Source organism: Paenibacillus sp. FSL R10-2796 (assembly GCF_037965315.1).
In the GTDB taxonomy this organism is placed as follows: domain Bacteria; phylum Bacillota; class Bacilli; order Paenibacillales; family Paenibacillaceae; genus Paenibacillus_AQ; species Paenibacillus_AQ odorifer.
In genome coordinates this window covers 4,257,894-4,276,292 of record NZ_CP150178.1, presented here as the reverse complement: position 1 = coordinate 4,276,292, position 18,399 = coordinate 4,257,894, and the positions used below count along the sequence as shown (strand labels likewise).

Genomic DNA, 18,399 nt, shown 5'->3' with positions numbered 1-18,399 from the left:
TATCCGTAATAGCTTATTGGAGGATTAGTGTGGCAAAAGCAAAGGTGGCCAAGCGGCCCACAAGAGATGAATTTGTGCTTGAGGAGTTAGGTAATCAGTTAGTTGAAGCTAAGCAAGAAGGTTCTGAGATTTTATTGACCGTATGGGGAAAAGAAGAAGAGGTACGCGGCATGATCGTGGAAATGGATTCGCGAACCGGGAAAGTACACCTCAGTAACCATGAAGAAATCATAAAAGTTCCTTTTATGGATATCATGCAGGTTAATTATCCCAGAGATTAATGGGCACGGCAGCAACAGGAGGTCCTGAAAGCTATCATAGCTTTGGGGCCTCTTTGATCATAAAGGTAAGGAATAGAGGATATAGAAAGGGAGGTCAACAATGCAAGTAACCAAAACCAACGCGATGCGAATGCTGGATGCCAAAAAAATCGGCTATGAAGTGTTCGCCTATGACAATGAAGATGGACTAATCCATGGCACGGCTGTGGCTGAGAAGATTGGAAAGGCGGCAGAGACGGTTTTTAAAACGTTGGTCGCTCATAGTGGTGCAAATCTTTATGTATTTGTTATCCCAGTTGCCGAAGAGCTGGATCTCAAAAAGGCGGCCAAAGCCGCCGGAGAGAAAAAAATTGAGATGCTGCCAGTGAAGGATTTGCAGAAATGGACAGGGTATATCCGCGGTGGTTGTTCACCTGTTGGAATGAAAAAGCTGTACCCCACGTTCATTGAGAGCAGCGCAGAAGGGCTGGAAACGATGGCTGTCAGCGCTGGGAAGATTGGCCAGCAAATGGATGTAGCCCCACAGTTACTCGCTGAGGTTGTACATGCGAAATTTACAGAACTAATCAAATAGCCGAGCAGCAAGCTGGCCTAAATATTCCTTCAATGCTAACCCTGTTGTGGAGATCGCTCCCGGGGATGGACTGAACTTGGCGGGCTGCAGTGCAATATCAGCGCTGGCGATATAATCCGTAGGATAGGCTTGCGCTGTTAGCCCTGCATTCTTAAAGTGCAACATCGCTCGGGACATATGAAAACCTGAAGTAACTAGTATAGGTTTTATAAGTCCGGTTTGTTGCAGGATGGCTGCGGTATTTACAGCGTTTTGCTCCGTGTTGAGGGATTGATTTTCGATCAGGATGTCCTCTTCGGGTATGCCGAGACCCAGTAGTTGTCTTTGCGCGATATCCGCTTCATTACCACTGTCGGAGAATACTTGTCCGCCAGAAAATAAGATTGGCAGACCTGTCTGCCGATGGAGGCGAACAGCAGTAAGCAGGCGATTTGCCGCTGATCCGTATAAATTGCCCTCGCCGTCTATATCCGGTGTGCCAGAGCTGGCGCCCCCGCCGAGTACGACGATGACATCTCCTTGCAAAGTTTCCGGCTGCGGATATTTCCGTTCTAGACTGCCGATCAGCGCATCGCTGACTAAGGGTGTCATGGAGAAATACATTAATAGTGTAACCCCGAGTAGAACTAGTGCTGGCCGGCGGTTTTTTTTCCATAACCAAATGACTAAACCTAGCAGAAGCACGATAAACAGGCCGGGAGGAAGCACAAAGCTGTATGCAAATTTGATGATGTAAATCAACAGTATCAACCGCCTTCTAAAAATATAAGTTCAGGTTGTATTGTAACATGAGATTGCAAGATTACATATTTACATGCGTATCCTTATACAAAACGGATATTGCCGCAGCTATCAGGATCATCCCCATAAAAGCGGGTGCAGCATGGCCAAGTGATACATATATTTGACCTCCAATGACAGGCCCGATCATTCTTGCTAAAGCCTGAATAGATTGGCTACCGCCTTGAATCCTCCCTTGTTCACTAGAATCGACAGACTTGGAAAGCATCCCATTGAATGAAGGCCCAAAGATCGAATCCCCAAAACCAAATATAAACATTCCAGCGATAAAAAGCGGATAGTATGAGAACAAAGCAGATAGTGCAATAAGACTGTAGCCTATAATCTCTGAAACCATTCCAAGAATTGCGATCTGTTTATCCCTAAATTTCAGCAAAAGCTTAGGCATGATGAAACCCTGTGAAATGATGTCTTGGAAGCCCATAATTGAAAACATCAGTCCGATTAGTGCAGGCTTCCAGCTGAAAGTATCCATTGTGAATTGTGAAAAAACAGCCTGTAAAGATCCGTTGGGTATCCAGAGTAAGAATGCTGAGACCAGTAGCCTTTTTAAGTTTTTTATGGACAATATGCTTGCAAGCTGTGTAAATGGATTCAGTCTTACCAAGGTAATTTCTTTTAGTCTATTGTTCTTGTCAAGGCTCTCAGGCATAAAAAAGAATCCGTAAACAACATTTAATAAGGTTATTATTGCTCCGAAATACATAGGTACAGAATAACCAAACTTGGCAAGTAAACCGCCTAGCGTTGGACCAATGACGGTGCCTACTCCTACAACCGCACTCACCCAGCCAAAGTATTTGGTTCTCTGTTCTGGAGGAATGATGTCAGCAAAATAGGCGAAGATAGTACCTATGCTTCCGCCAGTTATACCTTCTATTATACGTCCAACAAAAAGTACCCATAACGCTCCTCCTATCCCAAAAACTAAGTATCCAATCGCGGAACCCAAAAGGCATACCAAAAGTAATGGACGACGCCCGTATTTGTCACTCAAAGCTCCAAGTGCAGGGGCTGCAAAAAATACGCAGACTGCATAAACAGACGTCAGCAGCGTGACAACTATAGCCTGTTCTCCCGGATTGCTTATATAAGGCTGCACTAAAAATGGGACAACGGGCATGATGATACTGAAGCCTATTCCGCACAGAAACACAGAGATCAAACCGAAGATTAGAGCGTGTTTATCTACGGTTTGCTCTGTGTTCTGTTCATTATGTGATCTGAATTTGAACATTAAATTCTCTCCTCAAAAGCTGATTTTTTGATTCCTTGGAAACAAATCTGGTACATCACCATTTTTATCACGGTTTTGTTTCCGTGTCAACAAAATAACGACCATAAAAATGCAGCCTTTCTCATAAGAGCCCGGCTGCATGGAGTTTCATTTTCATTATTCGAATTTATTCGGATTAAAATCTATACCCTGTTTCTTTATTTCTGCATCCAAATGCCTACTATACTTTTCTACGAAGCTAAGCATACTGTCAAATTGCTCCTCAGTTACCTGCTCAAATACGGCTTTATCCCGCTCTTGGAACTCTTTGTGCAGGTCCTCATGGATTTTATAAATTACTTTCCCTTGCTCAGTAAGCTTAAAATAGATTTCTTTTTTGTTATCCGATTTTTGGTAGCTTTCGATGAGGCCCTTTTGGATGAGCTTCTTAGTTAATTTACTTATGGCACCGCGAGTCATATAAAAGGACTCTGCAAGTTTTGTGACGTTGGAATCTGCATTTTTTTCAATGTATTCGATGCAATGTACTTCAGAAGGTTTATAACCCTTAAGACTGTCTTCCATCTTATCCTTATTAAGCCAAACCATCTTGTTATATACGTCCCTGAAACCCATCATGACCTGATCTTCTTTGTTCATGGCCTGTCCTCCCAGCGCTCTTACATTAACAAATTATATTGATTTTTTGTTTCTATTTCAACAATATTAAAGTTGAGGATAGTTTGTTTCATTGAACTTTAGATAAAAATAACAGGTGAGTAGTAACAAGCGTAGATATAATATTCTTAAGAAACTGCGGTTTCTTCTTAAGAAAGTTCATCCGCTTGAAGCTGCACCAAAGATTGTTTGTCTGTTATCATAAGATTAAGATGATTGGACAGCTGTGGGATGATTTCTCTAAGGTAGGAGGACTGCATAATGAAGAGTATTCGGGTACTGCTCGCAGATGATGAACCGGTGATTTTGCGAGGCCTAAAAAAACTGATTTCATGGGAGAAGCTTGGACTCACCATTGTTGGAGAGGCCAGTGATGGAATTGAGCTGAAACAACAGATCGAGGATTGTGATCCTGATCTGATTATTAGTGATATAAGCATGCCAGGATATACAGGGATTGATATCATCCGCGAAATTCATGAAGCTGGCAGAGCGGTGAAGGTTATTTTTATAAGCGCTTATCAGGAGTTTACGTATGCCCGTCAAGCACTGCAATATGGTGCGCTGGATTATTTGGTGAAGCCCGTGAACAAAAATCAGCTGGAACAGGTTGTGAGCAAAGCCGTTTCCCTTATTCGTCAAGAAACAGAAGGTGAGCGCAACAAAGAGAAGCTGAACCATTATGAACAGAGAAACCGCAGATTAACGATCGAAGAATTGCTCGACAAGCTGACGGACGGCAATAAGGGAACAGCAGACACCTTGCTTGATATGGGGATTATTGCGCTAAGTCGCTACGTCAGTATTTGTTTGGTAGAGACGGACGAGTCGTCGGGGCAGCCTTCCAGATGGGAAGAACGCGAACGTAAGCTAATTGATTTTGCACTGTCTAACATTATTAAAGAAACCGTGGAGCAAAGCGATAATAGCTATATGTTCCGTAAAGGGGAACGTTTTTGTATCCTGCTCCAGCATGAATATGCTGAGGAACCAGCGAGAATTGCCTTAGACCTCCATGACAAAATTACAAGTTTTCTGAAATTAAAGGTGACTCTTGGGGTAGGCAATCCTGTTGACGGTATGGATGATGCTGATGAATCTTATCGCCAAGCTTTGAAAGCGCTAAATTATAAATATTTTACAGGGCCTAATCGTGTGATTCCTGTAAAAGAGAGCAGGTATGAGAGTGAATCATTGATTCAAGCTCCGCTGCATGAAATCCAGTCCACCCTTGGGATTGCCATGAAATTACAACACAAAGAACAAATTGAGCAAGAGTGCCTGCGATTATTTCAGACGATCCGGCAGACGGCAGGCGGGAATAGAAACCAAGCCGTTTCTACCGTATACAATACATTCTTGCAGCTTGAACAGGAGCTTATTCAATTCGGTGTGGAGGCAGGTCCATCACTTCAGGATACAAATCCGATTCTTGAACGATTGGCTAATTATTCTACCTTCCAAGAGGTGGAGGAAGATTTCCGTGTGCTTTTGAACAAAATGTCCGGGCAAATTGGCAGTCGCATGGGCAGTAAGGAACTGAAGCAGCTTTCCCAGGTGAAGACTTATATTGAGGAGCATTATCCAGAAAATATTACACTGGAATCTATGGCAGGGATGATGTTTATGAATTCCTATTATTTCAGCAGCTTTTTCAAAAAACATACCGGACAGAACTTTAAGAATTATGTCACTGAGGTGAGGATGAATCATGCCCTTCGTTTATTGCTGCAAAGCGATATGATGGTTTATGAGATTGCCGATAGTGTAGGCTACAACAATGCCCGGCATTTTAGCGATATGTTTAAGAAGAAATATGGCAAGCTGCCACAAGAATATAAGCAATCCTTCAAAAGCCAATAGTCAGATGGATAGCAAAGGGGATGCCTTCATTCATGTTTATCTGGGGCCGAAGATCCAAAAGTATATTTGTTAAATTCTCCGCTTCCTTTTTATTAGTCGGCCTAATTCCGCTTTTTGCACTTAGCTACATTTCTGTGCAGACGTTTTCCGGATATGTCGAGCGTTACACAACAAGCAATTTGCAGCAAATGGTGCTATATATGAGCTATAACCTGAATTCAGCCTTTAATCAGTACAATGAGGTCTCTAAGCTGATGTATACGGGACGATATGAAGGTTTTATCGAGAGTTATTCGCAGAATCAAACCTATAATGTAAATGAGCTGGAGCAGATCAATACGATTCCTATTGAAACCTTTCTAAAAACAGTTCTCTACAGTGATTCCTACATCACCAGTGTTTATTTTCATAGGGAGTCAGACGATAAGCTCTACTATCAGGAAAAAGAAAACAGAGGGGTCAATTTTGATTTGCTGCCTTATCAAGATTGGTTAACTAAAATGGCTCCAAATCCTTCACAAGTGGCAATTTTCCCTACCCATTCCGAAGAATATTATACAGGTTCAAAGCGCAGTGTGTTCACCATCGGCCGTACTTTAATTGATATTTCCGGGCGTGTCACCAAAGATCCCAAGATAGTAGGGACCTTGTTTATGGATGTGGATGTTTCGTTATTTAATCAGTTCTTCAGAGAATTAAATCTGGGGGGACAGGATGAATTATTCCTGCTGGATGGCGACGGAAATGTATATTTCACGAATGAGACAAGGTCAGCGAATGGAGAGGCTTTTCGGGCTAAAAAGGACGAGGAGATGATCGTTCTCAGTGAAGAGATTCCTTTTCTTAAAGGCACGGTGACTGCCAGAATTCATCGAGCAAATTTATTCGATCAGCTTTTTTCAGCTCGTACGACGGTGTTTATAGCGATGTTTATTTGTGCGATTGCAATGATCATCATGGGCGTCTGGTTCTCTAGGCGGCTGGCTGCTCCGATTCGGAACTTAATTAAGCAAATGGCTATCGTAGAATCCGGTAATTTGGATACCCAGATGGTCGTGAACAGCAATGATGAAATGGGTAGACTTAGCCATGGTTTTAACCGAATGGTCGAGCGTTTACAAGCCTATATCGATGAAGCTTACGTTGCCCAGATCAAGCAGAAGCAGACGGAGTTAAATGCTCTGAAGAGTCAGATTCGTCCGCATTATTTATACAACACCCTGGAAGTCATTCGAATGAATGCGGTGGATAAAGATAATGATGAGGTCGCAGATATGATTTTATCGCTCTCTAACCAGTTGAAATATGTAATCGACTATGGAGAGGACAGGGTAAGCATACGACAGGAGCTGGAGCATCTACGGGATTATTTCTATATTATCTCTGTGCGGTATGAGAATAAATTTGAGCTTGTAGTCGATCTCTCACCCGAAGTGGATCTGAACTGGTACATTCTGAAATTGTCACTTCAGCCGATAGTTGAAAATGCTATCCAGCATGGCTTACGCAGTCAAGGCAGAGGGACAGTTGGATTGACGATCGAAAAGAAAGATGAAATGCTGTTGGTTACGATCTATGATGATGGAATCGGTATGAGCAAGGAAAAGGTACAGCAGTTGGCTGAAACCTTGGAAGAGCCTAGTTCGCCTAGCAAAAATGTTGGACTAAAAAATGTACATGAACGAATTCGTACAGTGTACGGTGCAGAATACGGGGTATCTATCAGCAGCCGGGAGCATATTGGGACATCAATTCTATTGTTGCTTCCGATTGTAGAGGATCCGTATAAAATCTCGGATTCGGAGAATGCGTAAAGGATAGACGATGAACGGAAGACTGCGGTCTTTCGTTCTTTTTTTACTTATTCTTAAATTCACCGCATATCCCGCTTAAAAAAGTTCATTCTAACTATTTATAAGGAATGCTATTCTATTAGCAACGGAAACGCTTTCGAGAGATGATGCGCACATCTTGCTTCAGTTTCCACGGTTCACTAAAAGGGGAGGCTATTATGATATGTACAAAAAAACAATGATGAAACTATCCGTATTGTTACTTGCCACAACAACAGTTTTGACTGCTTGCGGTGGAAATAATAATAATGCAGGAAGTAAGGCAACTAATACGCCAGCATCCGAGACGCCTTCAAATACACCGCAAGAGACCAAAAAAGAGGTTAGCTTTACGATAGGTTACGCCTCCGGAGATCCGGCCACCAAAAAAGCTATCTCAGATACGGTCAAAAAGTTTACTGCAGCTAATCCGAATGTCACTATTAAAGATTTGAGCGAAACTTCATCCGCTGCCTATCTTGACTGGCTGAAAACCAAGGATGCTGTGGGTGAATTCCCGGACCTGGTGGAAATGCGGGATACAGAAGTTTTTGCCGATGCGGGTAAGATTGTAGAGCTGCCTTCCGATCTGCTAGATTTGTTCGAAGCCCCTCCACAAGTGGATGGTAAGGTGTGGAACGCACCGCTGCAAGTGAACGCTCCCCAAGGGATTATCTACAGCAAAAAAGCATATGCGGATGCAGGGATCACCGAGCTTCCAAAAACCTATGACGAATTCATCGCCATCCAAGAAAAATTGAAAACATCGGGCATTACTCCGATTGTAGTAGGCGGAAAAGATATTTTCCATATGGGCTTTTGGGTTAACAAATTCCTGATTGATGAGGTCTACTCGAAAGATGCAGATTGGAACTCCAAACGTACCGCTAAAACGGTCAGCTTCACTGATGCTAATGTAGTTCAAGGCATAACGGACTTCAAAGAATTGTTCAAGAATTATGTCGATAAAGGTTGGCTCAGCACGGGCGACAATCAGACCGCTTCGATTCTTGTTTCTGGCAAAGCAGCACAATTGTACTCCGGTACGTGGATGTTTACACAAATCGCTGAAGCAGACCCGAACTTTGAATTTGGCTTCTATGCTCTTCCTGACCGTGAAGGGAAAATCAATGTCATAGGTCTTCCGTCACCTGCAGGCTGGTCTTTATCGGCTGAAGCCGCTAAGGATGCAGACAAAACAGAAGCCATCAAAGACTTTATCCGTTTCTTCTTCGCCCCAGAACAGTATTCGAACTATTTAGCAACGATAAATGCGATTTCTTCAACAAAAGAGAAAGTAACCTATGACACAAGTGAACAAATGCAGGTGGCTTTGGATCTTATTGCTGACCCGAATGTAGTGAAATCGTTGGCGATCAATAACTGGTGGGGAGACAATCTAATCCCTCCACAATTCCGTAACTGGTACTACAAGCTGTTGCAGGATCTCGTGGTAAAAGATGGAGATGTAGCGAAGTACATGAAAGATGCGGATACAGAGTATGACAACCAAGTGAAAGCTAATCAGATGTAAGAGCAGCGCCTGAACGAGCAACCTCTGCTGCTGCAGAGGTTCTCTTTTTAACAAGCGCGGTCTTTAAGGGAGGGAGAGTAGCCATGGCTACATCCGCAGTAAATGCTGACAAGTCATTGATAGGCACTGTGCAGCACAAAAAGAAAAAGAAAAAATGGCAGTCCTACGCTCTGTTGTTTATATTACCATCATTTATTTTGTACACCTTGTTCGTTATCGTCCCTACGGTAGGCAGTGTCTATTTAAGTTTCACCTCATGGGATGGCATTAGCGACAACGTAAGGTATATCGGCTTCGCTAACTTTGTGGAAATTTGGAATAGTCCAAGGGTGCATAACGCACTGAAAAATACGATGATCATGACTATTTCACTTGTTGTTTTAGAGAATATTGCAGCAATTGCAATGGCTATGATGGTCGATAAGGTACGCTGGTTCCGGAATTTATTCAGAAGTGTATTTTATTTCCCTACGTTGCTTAGTGGAATCGTAATGGGTTTCGTCTGGGCGATGATCCTGAATTACAACTTTGGTGTATTTAATCAGATTCTGGAGTCTGTTGGGCTTGGAACCTGGATTGTGGATTGGTTGGGCAATCCTAAATATGCGATGCTGTCGATTATTTTGTCTACCGTTTGGAAAGGCGCGGGGTATTATATGATCATTTATCTCGCTGGATTGCAAGGTATTCCGCAGGAATTGAATGAGGCGGCCAGTATTGATGGAGCAGGGGGCTGGCAACAGTTCCGGCATATTACCTTTCCGCTGCTTGCGGGGTCAATGACTGTATGTATGGTATTATCGATGATCAGCGCCTTGAAGATTTTTGATCAGATTGCCGTCATGACGGATGGTGGTCCGGGCTTTGAGACGGAGACATTAACTTATATTATTTATAAGGTTGGGTTTGGTGAATTAAGACAAGGTTTTGGTACTGCGCTGGCGATGGTCTTGTTCTTAATCATACTCATCATTACAGTCTTCCAAGTGAAGGTTCTCCAGAAGCGGGAGGTGCAGCTCTAAGATGACGATGCAGACACGCAAAAGAGTTGGGCAAATCGCACTTTTCATTGTTACATTATTAGTGGCTATTATCTTTTTCTTTCCTATTTTCTTTAATTTGATGTCAGCCTTCAAGAGTAATGCAGAGATTATGAAGGATGCCATTGCTTTTCCGAAAACCCTTTATCTGGACAGCTTTAAATATCTGTTAACCGAAACAGAGTTTCCACGGGCTATTCTGAATAGTCTGATTTTGACAGCATTTTCTATTGCGGCACAGGTCTTGATTATTCCGATGGCGGGCTACGCAATTGAACGCAGAAATGCCAGATGGACCCGGTTCATGTTTGTTTACTTTTTAGCAGGAATGATGATCCCTTTTCAGGCGTATATGATTCCTCTGTTTAAAGAGCTTAGAATGCTGGGGTTATACGGCAGCCTTGCCGGTCCAATTCTAATTTATGTAGCCGGTGCGGTGGGCTTTGGGTGCCTGCTGTATACAAGCTTTGTCAAAGGCATTCCTAGAGAAATTGAAGAAGCGGCAGAGATCGACGGATGTTCTCGTTATGCGATATTCTGGAAAATTGTTTTCCCGCTGCTAGGACCCGTCACAGCCAGTATGGTGGTCTTAAACGGACTTGGAATCTGGAATGATTTCCTGATGCCGATGCTGGTATTGCCTTCAGGACAGGCTAAAACTATGGTCGTGGAAATTTACCGTTATATCGGAGAATTCTCCTCACGTTGGGATATGATTTTTGCAGGAACAGCAATGTCGGTTGTGCCTGTGCTGATTGTGTTTATCGCCTTGCAGAAGTATTTTGTTAAGGGGATTGCGTCTGGTGCAACGAAGGGTTAATTCATAAAAAGGGATATATCCTGTAACCACTTAGTGGGCTGCAGGGTACATCCCTTTTTTTTGTATGCGAAACAATCACTAAAGCGTATTTGGATTCGCGGTTAAACGGCGGTAGCCCATTGGCGGGAGACCTGTCCAGCGTTTGAATTGCTTGCTGAAATGGGACACATCCCGGTATCCTAGCCGGTGGGCGACCGATTCGACAGATAGACTATTATCCATTAGCAGCAGTTTGGCGTGACGAATGATCAAGCGGGATAAATATTGTCTTGGCGACATGCCATAAATTTGGTGGAAAACACGATTGCAGTGAGTTGTACTGTATCCGAGTTTTGCCGCAATGTGCTCAATACCGCCGCCTCTTTCGCCTGTGCTTGCAGCAGAGGAGACAGATCCTTGCAGCAATCCTTCGATGGCGTTAGCTAAGGCGACGGTATTTTCCGTAGCTTCTGTATCTGCCAGGAGGGGCATCTCCGAAAGTACCCAGCCGCTGAGCGCGGTTAGAAGTTGCAGCGAAGCATGCAATGTAATCAGGCGATTTCTGTGTGTGTCCTTTGACTCTGACAGGATGGAAGAATTTATGATGACATCTAGAGCGGAACGAATGGCTCGCAGCTCCGGGGTATTGCCACTTAGACTAACAGCGTCTGCTGTTAATAAAGCTCGCCGTAAAATCAGATCATCAATATCAAAATGTAGGCAGTAATAAGTCATGTCACGACTAGCATTCGAACCGAGGCTGCTATGTTCTACACCGGGACGAATGAACAAAATATCACCGCTTTGCTGGATAAAAGATTTATTGCCGACCGTCATATGTTGCTCACCCTGCAGTACAACGTTAATCTCAAACATAGGATGAGTGTGTACGGGATATTGCCAATCCGGATTTACTTTTCTCCAATGCGCGGCGAAGATATGGAAAGCCGCTTGGATGTCTGGAGACATCTGGCCATCAATAGAATTATGAAAAGCGGGATCATTCGAGATCATTTCAATCCTCTTTTACTGTAAAGTTTGGCTTCATTATAACATAGGTTTTTATCGATGTTTGATTTGCCCAAATAAAAGAAGGCTTTAACCCTGTTGTACTTCCGGAAAGATCGATAACATGGAGATATAGCCCGGAGGTATCCGGGACCATGCTGGAAGGAGTGTTATTATTTATGGCGCATAATCAATTTTTTAATGCCCATCATTCACCGATTGGTGCATTTGCGAGTTTCACTTTAGGATTCAAAGGAGCTAGTGGAGGTTTCGATCTGGAGATTGGAAAACCACCTAGACAAAATATATTCATAGGATTAGAACGTGCTGACGGGAAGGGATATGATACACTGCCATTTCATGAAATCGGGGGTGAGGACGAAAGCAAACGTTATGATATTGAGAATCCGGATCCTAATCCTGACAAGGAGAATATTCTGTTCCCTTTTCAAGAGAATAAGATTTCCAGAGATTTTCATGTAGCCACAGACAGCTGGAGTGCGGGTGATTTGACCTTCCGGATTCTGTCCCCCGTTCGTTCTGTACCGGATCCAGAAACTGCCTCTATAGAAGAAATGAAGGATGTGCTGCTGCCTGCAGTGCTGGTTGAACTCGAAGTGGACAACTCCTCATCCGCCACCTCGCGCGGTGCATTCTTTGGTTTTCAGGGAACAGATGTGTATAGCGGAATGAGAAGACTGGATGATGTATCATCGGAGATTACAGGCGTTGGCCAAGGAAGATTTATTGCGATTGCTGCGGAAAAAGGAACTGCAAAGTCCGCACTGCATTTCACGATGGAGGATATTCTAACGGAGGAGCTGCAGGAGAATTGGACCTTTGGACTGGGACGAGTCGGCGCTTTGATCATGGATGTTCCAGCCGGAGTAAAAGAAACTTACCGCTTTGCTATTTGTTTTCACCGTTCAGGTTATGTCACCTCAGGAATTGATGCTTCTTATTACTACAATCATTATTTCAACAATATAGAGGCAGTGGCTGAATATGCATTAGCTAGATTTGATATCCTTAAGCAAGAAGCGGAGCAAGCTAACGATAGATTTACTCATGATGACCTATCCGCAGATCAAACCTTTATGTTAGCGCATGCGATTCGTAGTTATTATGGCTCCACGCAATTGCTGGACTACAAGAATATGCCATTTTGGATCGTCAACGAAGGCGAATACCGGATGATGAATACCTTTGATCTTACCGTCGATCAGTTATTTTATGAGCTGCGTTTGAATCCTTGGACTGTACGTAATGAACTAGATATGTTCGTGGAAAGATTCAGTTACGAAGATACGGTGCGTTTCCCGGGTGAGGATACAGAGTATCCAGGTGGAATTAGCTTCACACATGATATGGGTGTAGCCAACGTAGTTTCACGTCCGGGATATTCTGCTTATGAGGTCTATGGCATTGATGGTTGTTTCTCACATATGACACATGAACAATTGGTTAACTGGGTGCTGAGTGCAGCAACTTATGCAGAGCATACAGGCGACCGCGGCTGGATGGAACGTAATCTGAGTATTATGGAGAAATGCCTGGATAGCATGGTAAATCGCGATCATCCAGATCCTGAACAAAGAAATGGTGTCATGGGGCTTGATAGCTCACGTACGATGGGCGGAGCCGAAATTACTACGTATGACAGTTTGGATGTGTCTTTAGGTCAGGCTCGTAACAATATTTATCTGGCAGGAAAATGCTGGGCTGCTTACTTGGCTATGGAGAAAATATTTGCAGAGCATGGGCGTGCGGAACAGTCCAAAACAGCAGGGGATCAGGCTGAAAAATGCGCCGCAACAATGGTGGCAAGTGTTACAGCAGACGGGTATATTCCGGCTGTCATTGGAGAAGGCAATGACTCCAAGATCATTCCGGCTATCGAAGGCCTTGTCTTCCCTTACTTTACAGGCTGCAAAGAAGCTCTTGATCGTAATGGACGGTTCGCCGCCTATATTGGCGCACTCGACAAGCATCTGCATGCGGTGTTACAGCCGGGAGTATGCTTATTCGAAGACGGAGGCTGGAAAATCTCTTCAACCAGCAATAATAGCTGGCTCAGTAAAATCTATCTCTCCCAATTCATCGCCCGCAGCATTCTGGGACTGGAATGGGAGGAACGGGGAGCGGCAGCGGATCGTGCTCACGTAGCTTGGCTCACCCATCCGGAGCTTTCCATCTGGAGCTGGAGCGATCAGATTATTTCCGGTGAGATCACGGGCAGTAAATATTATCCGCGTGGCGTTACAGCGATTTTGTGGTTGGATGAGAAATAAGAATAGATAGTTTCAATAAGTAGAAACGGAATATGCAAAAATACTAAGAGGGGGCTACCCCTCTATTTTGCTGTTTCGAAGTATACACCTTTTGAAGCTGAGAGGAAATTAATATAGCTTTTACAGCTCATTGACGCGGAGCGTATATAGGCTTGTTATATTGAGGGGAAAAGGGGGATGAAATATGAGAGAAATGGAAGAATCGTCCTTTACCACTACCCAGCCTGTTCTTGCAAGCGATACTTATGGTTGGGATAAGCTTCAGGTTTCACAATGGTATAGCCCGCAGCAAGCTTTCACCCCATCCTCGGAGTCAAAATATTTAATTGGGATTCACTGCACAGCCTACTACGAAAACTATTACACCATTCATATTACCCCTTGTAATGAGAGCCTTCTTTGTCCTTGGGGCAGAACCTCGCTCTATTTTTTGAAAATTGAAATTACACCAGCGGTCATCGAAGAGATTGCTCGTGAATCAGGTTATCTGAAGGAAGGCCATATCCAATTGGACCGCAAATTTCATGTCAAGGATTCCAAGCTGCTGCAATTAGGGCTTTGGATGCTGGAGGAATTGCAGAATGGCGGTGCCAAAGGGAAAATATACAGCGACTCTTTATCGAATATGTTAATTATTCATTTGTTACAACACTATTCTTCTGTGATCCCCCAGCACTCAAACAGTAAAACGCCCGCCAACCAAGAGATATTTCAGGTCATTCAATTTATGCGTGAGCGGCTGGAAGATGAGATTCAACTGACTGATCTCGCAACCATGGCTAATATGAGCCAATCACATTTTATTCGGATTTTTAAACAACAGACAGGGTATACCCCCCATAACTATTTAATCCGGCTGCGAATCGAACGTTCTAAATTTCTTATTCGTTCCGGGAAAATTGGGTTGAAGGAAATTGCGTCTCAGGTGGGTTTCGCTGATCAAGGACATTTTACTAGATTGTTCAAACGAGAAACCGGCCTAACCCCAAAGCTGTATGCGAATCAAAGCGCCTCCAAGCCTAATCATATGGTTTATTAATTTTATTCTTGTAAATGAGAGTTTTATTCAAGAAATGAAGTGTTTTGTTCAATTAGAGAGCTGCAGCCAGCTCCTATAATAAGGTTGAAGTAAGGCGTACAAATGCCGAACTACAACCTTATTAGGAGGAGAGAAAACATGAGATTAAAAAGATTATTCAGTCTGATTTGCGCGGGGGTACTTACAACCAGTTCTTTATCTTTAGTAGCATCTGCCACACCAGTCGGACCGGATAACCTAGTAAACACTGAGGTAGAAATCAGTGCAGAGTCAACTTCGACTTCAGCTACAACTGCTGGAACTTGGCATGAAGTATCTAAGCAAACCTTCTGGTTACTTGATGCCCTGGAACGGGGACAAGGGGTGGCTACAGACGGGAATTCATGGATCTTTAATTCCTCGTATGGGCTCTTACGGACTGGACTTGATGGAAAATCCGTAAAAGCACGGAATGAATTGGCTATTCCACTGGAGATAGCCTCCCAAGGTGGAGACCATATCGGTGATATTTCCTACTATAACGGTAAAATATACGCTCCTATTGAAGACGGCAATAACTATCAGCATCCTTACATCGCCCTCTATGATGTGAACACTTTGAAATATACAGGCACATCCTATGCTTTGCCGCTGAATTTGCATATTGGCGGTGTACCATGGGTAGCGGTGGATGCCGCTCGCGGTCAGGTTTATACAGCTCAGTGGAGTAATGCAAGCGTCTTGAATGTCCTTAGCCTCGACGATATGCATGTAATCACAACCGTTCCACTTTCCCAAAGCATTGATCGAATTCAAGGTGCCGAAGTGTACAACGGTATTCTATATGCCTCTACGGATAACGCGACCCAAACGATTTACCAGATTGATCCGGAGACTGGAAACGTATCTGTGGCCTTTGATCGCAATCTGCCTAGTGGTACAGAAGCTCAAGGAATTGCTGTATTGCCCACCGCTGATGGTGCACAGCTTCATATTCTTGATGTAGGCTCAAATCGTATTAGTGTGAACTTTCGCCATTATGCATTCTAATTCAAATCCAAGCGAAAAAAGGGGCTAACAGAAATGCTAAAGCAATCCAAAACCATTCTAACGTTATTATCCATTTCGATGTTGGCAGTAGCGGGCTGCGGTCAAGCCAATAACAGTACAGTTGAAGCCAAAGCGAAAGCTAATAACGCTCAGCCTACAGCAATCGCAGCAACTCCTGAATCCACAGAGACTCCAGCTACTAAGCCGGTGGAGATTACCTTTTATTATCCGGTTAATGTGGGGGGTCCTCTTACTAAAGTAATCGATGGGATGGCTAATACATTCATGGAACAGCACCCAGAGATTAAAGTTAATCCCGTGTATACAGGCAATTACGGAGATAATACCGTAAAAATCCAAGCGGGTGTACAAGCCAAGCAGCCACCGGATGTCGCGGTCATGATGTCAACAGAGCTATACAGCATGCTCGATATGAATGCGATTGTTCCGCTGGATGATTATATTGCGAAGGACAAGGACATTCAAATGGAAGACTTTTATCCCGCCTTTGTGGAGGATACTCAGTCTGAAGGTAAAACGTACAGCCTGCCCTTTCAGCGAAGTACGATTGTTATGTATTACAACAAAGAAATGTTCAAAGCCGCAGGACTTGATCCAGAGAAACCACCCACTACATGGGATGAGCTTGTAACCTATGCTAAGAAGCTGAACAAAGACGGTCACGTTGGGCTGGAAATTCCGGGCAATGATGATTCGTATTGGATGTTTCAAATGCTTGCTCGGCAAAATGCTTCTGATCCGAAGCAAAACATAATGTCTTCCGATGGCAAAAAAGCGATGTTTGATACACCGGAGAATGTGGAGGCATTGCAATTCTGGTTGGATTTATCCCATAAATATAAGGCGATGCCGGAAGGTGTTATTGATTGGGCTACGGTTCCAACGGATTTCATTCAAGGTAAAACAGCCATGATGATGCATACAAGCGGCAATTTAACCAATGTAAAAAATAATGCGAAATTCGAATTCGGTGTAGCGTTCCCACCTGCACAAAAGCAATTTGGATCACCCACTGGTGGCGGTAATCTGTATATTTTCAAGGACAGCTCTCCTGAAAAACAAGCTGCAGCTTGGGAATTCGCCAAATACATGACGGCTTCGGAACAGGCGGCCCTCTTCAGCAGCTCATCCGGTTATGTTGGCGTAAGAAAATCCGCATATGATACAGATGCAATGAAGAAATATACGGCGGATTTCCCGCAAGCATTGGTTGCAAGAAACCAGCTGGAATATGCGTTCCGGGAATTATCCACTCATAATCATGGTAAAGTATCGACGGCAATAACGAATCAGATTCAAGCGGCATTGGCAGGAGAGATTGATGCCGCAGGTGCGCTCAAAAAAGCGCAAGCAGAAGCAGATCAGGCACTAGCTCCCTTCAATAAGTAATTATTAAGGTATGGGGTACGCCAGGACAGCCTTGGTAGCATGTTCTGGCGTCATTCCATTATTCAATAATCTTAGAAACCTTTAACAGGGAAGGATTGAATGGTATGAATGCCGGATGGAGTGAGAGGCTTAGACGAAACGGATTCGGCTGGGGACTTGTGTTGCCTTCGCTGCTCTTTCTTTGCTTGTTTACTTATTACCCTATGTTTAAATCGCTTTGGCTCAGCTTTTATGAGAAAAACTTAGCAACTCCTGAGCCTTTGTTCGTAGGATTTGAGAATTACGCTAATCTATTGCATGACCATGTTTTTTTGAAGGTGTTCAGTAACAATATATGGTTCGCTCTTGGCACAGTACCAACCTCAATAGTTTTGGCTTTCTTGATGGCACTGTTTGCCGACAAAGCGATAAAAGGGCGGGGACTGGCACGTCTTTCCTTTTTCTATCCGAATATGATCCCAATGATCGCGGTGGCGAACATTTGGTTGTTTCTGTATACCCCTCATTTTGGTCTTTTCGCCAGACTGGCTTCTTGGATCGCAGATCAGCCTGTGAATTTGCTGGGAACACCTAATACGGTGATGGGCGCATTAGTCATCATGATGATTTGGAAAGAAGCCGGATATTTTATGATTTTTTATTTAGCAGGAATGCAGCAGATTCCTAAGGATTTATATGAAGCGGCTGCAGTAAGCGGAGTTGGTACGTTCACCTCCATCCGTAGAATTACAATTCCGCTTACGATGCCAACTACGCTGTTCGTGGCTGTTGTGGCGATAACGAATTCCTTTAAGCTGGTTGACCATCTCTGGATTATGACAAAAGGCGGCCCGAACAATGCAAGCAACCTGCTGCTTTATTATATCTACGAGTCCACTTTTAATTTCTACGATCAAGGAATGGCCGCATCGATGACGGTGGTCATGATCGTGTTGCTGCTCCTGATTTCCTCTTTGCAGTTTTTTGGCTGGGATCGGAAAATTCATTATGAATAGGAGGTGGAA

The 18,399-nt window shown here is 43.7% G+C and carries 16 protein-coding genes; 12 read left to right on the top strand and 4 right to left on the bottom strand.

Annotated features, from left to right (window positions below; translation table 11 throughout):
* Nucleotides 1-29 precede the first annotated feature (29 nt).
* Together NST58_RS19315 and ybaK are read left to right on the top strand one after the other, a co-directional pair.
* The gene (locus tag NST58_RS19315; protein WP_036688306.1) at nt 30-281 is read left to right on the top strand and encodes a YolD-like family protein; all 252 of its coding nucleotides are present in this window, start codon (nt 30-32) and stop codon (nt 279-281) included.
* A gap of 100 nt (nt 282-381) precedes the next feature.
* Complete coding sequence (gene ybaK / locus NST58_RS19310; protein ID WP_076129827.1) at nt 382-855, top strand: Cys-tRNA(Pro) deacylase; 474 nt, start codon at nt 382-384, stop codon at nt 853-855.
* On the opposite strand, the gene NST58_RS19305 is transcribed toward ybaK, so the two are convergent.
* The 3 genes from NST58_RS19305 to NST58_RS19295 form a co-directional block, all read right to left on the bottom strand.
* Nucleotides 844-1,596 carry a YdcF family protein gene (locus tag NST58_RS19305; RefSeq protein WP_339243876.1) on the bottom strand — a complete coding sequence of 251 codons (753 nt, stop codon included), beginning with the start codon at nt 1,594-1,596 and terminating at the stop codon, nt 844-846. The two genes, ybaK and NST58_RS19305, sit on opposite strands and share 12 nt — an antisense overlap.
* Nucleotides 1,597-1,657: 61 nt before the next feature.
* The gene (locus NST58_RS19300; protein WP_339187500.1) at nt 1,658-2,893 is read right to left on the bottom strand and encodes an MFS transporter; all 1,236 of its coding nucleotides are present in this window, start codon (nt 2,891-2,893) and stop codon (nt 1,658-1,660) included.
* A gap of 156 nt (nt 2,894-3,049) precedes the next feature.
* Nucleotides 3,050-3,532 carry a MarR family transcriptional regulator gene (locus tag NST58_RS19295; RefSeq protein WP_076304451.1) on the bottom strand — a complete coding sequence of 161 codons (483 nt, stop codon included), beginning with the start codon at nt 3,530-3,532 and terminating at the stop codon, nt 3,050-3,052.
* Between the two features lie 279 nt (nt 3,533-3,811).
* Here NST58_RS19295 and NST58_RS19290 point away from each other — a divergent pair, with 279 nt between their 5' ends.
* The 5 genes from NST58_RS19290 (at nt 3,812) to NST58_RS19270 (ending at nt 10,639) form a co-directional block, all read left to right on the top strand.
* On the top strand, nt 3,812-5,413 hold the full coding sequence (locus NST58_RS19290; protein WP_339243874.1) for a response regulator: 1,602 nt from the start codon (nt 3,812-3,814) through the stop codon (nt 5,411-5,413).
* Nucleotides 5,414-5,445: 32 nt separating this feature from the next.
* Entirely contained in the window at nt 5,446-7,227 is a 1,782-nt protein-coding gene (locus NST58_RS19285; protein WP_076129832.1) for a sensor histidine kinase, read from the top strand.
* Between the two features lie 202 nt (nt 7,228-7,429).
* On the top strand, nt 7,430-8,779 hold the full coding sequence (locus tag NST58_RS19280; RefSeq protein WP_339243872.1) for an extracellular solute-binding protein: 1,350 nt from the start codon (nt 7,430-7,432) through the stop codon (nt 8,777-8,779).
* Nucleotides 8,780-8,862: 83 nt separating this feature from the next.
* Nucleotides 8,863-9,801, top strand: coding sequence for a sugar ABC transporter permease (locus NST58_RS19275; RefSeq protein ID WP_076129834.1), 939 nt, complete (start codon nt 8,863-8,865; stop codon nt 9,799-9,801).
* A gap of 1 nt (nt 9,802) precedes the next feature.
* Nucleotides 9,803-10,639, top strand: coding sequence for a carbohydrate ABC transporter permease (locus NST58_RS19270; protein WP_175619013.1), 837 nt, complete (start codon nt 9,803-9,805; stop codon nt 10,637-10,639).
* 78 nt (nt 10,640-10,717) lie between these two features.
* Here NST58_RS19270 and NST58_RS19265 read toward each other — a convergent pair whose 3' ends face one another.
* The gene (locus NST58_RS19265; protein WP_076129835.1) at nt 10,718-11,632 is read right to left on the bottom strand and encodes a helix-turn-helix domain-containing protein; all 915 of its coding nucleotides are present in this window, start codon (nt 11,630-11,632) and stop codon (nt 10,718-10,720) included.
* A 173-nt stretch (nt 11,633-11,805) separates the two neighbouring features.
* Here NST58_RS19265 and NST58_RS19260 point away from each other — a divergent pair, with 173 nt between their 5' ends.
* From NST58_RS19260 to NST58_RS19240, 5 genes are all read left to right on the top strand, one after another.
* Entirely contained in the window at nt 11,806-13,917 is a 2,112-nt protein-coding gene (locus NST58_RS19260) for a glycoside hydrolase family 52 protein (RefSeq protein WP_339248788.1), read from the top strand.
* Nucleotides 13,918-14,101: 184 nt separating this feature from the next.
* A complete protein-coding gene (locus NST58_RS19255) occupies nt 14,102-14,956 on the top strand; it encodes an AraC family transcriptional regulator (RefSeq protein ID WP_076190973.1) in 855 nt (284 codons plus the stop codon).
* 138 nt (nt 14,957-15,094) lie between these two features.
* On the top strand, nt 15,095-15,985 hold the full coding sequence (locus NST58_RS19250; protein WP_076190976.1) for a hypothetical protein: 891 nt from the start codon (nt 15,095-15,097) through the stop codon (nt 15,983-15,985).
* 33 nt (nt 15,986-16,018) lie between these two features.
* Nucleotides 16,019-17,395 carry an ABC transporter substrate-binding protein gene (locus NST58_RS19245; RefSeq protein ID WP_076190979.1) on the top strand — a complete coding sequence of 459 codons (1,377 nt, stop codon included), beginning with the start codon at nt 16,019-16,021 and terminating at the stop codon, nt 17,393-17,395.
* Nucleotides 17,396-17,499: 104 nt separating this feature from the next.
* A complete protein-coding gene (locus NST58_RS19240) occupies nt 17,500-18,390 on the top strand; it encodes a sugar ABC transporter permease (RefSeq protein ID WP_076307238.1) in 891 nt (296 codons plus the stop codon).
* Nucleotides 18,391-18,399 lie beyond the last annotated feature (9 nt).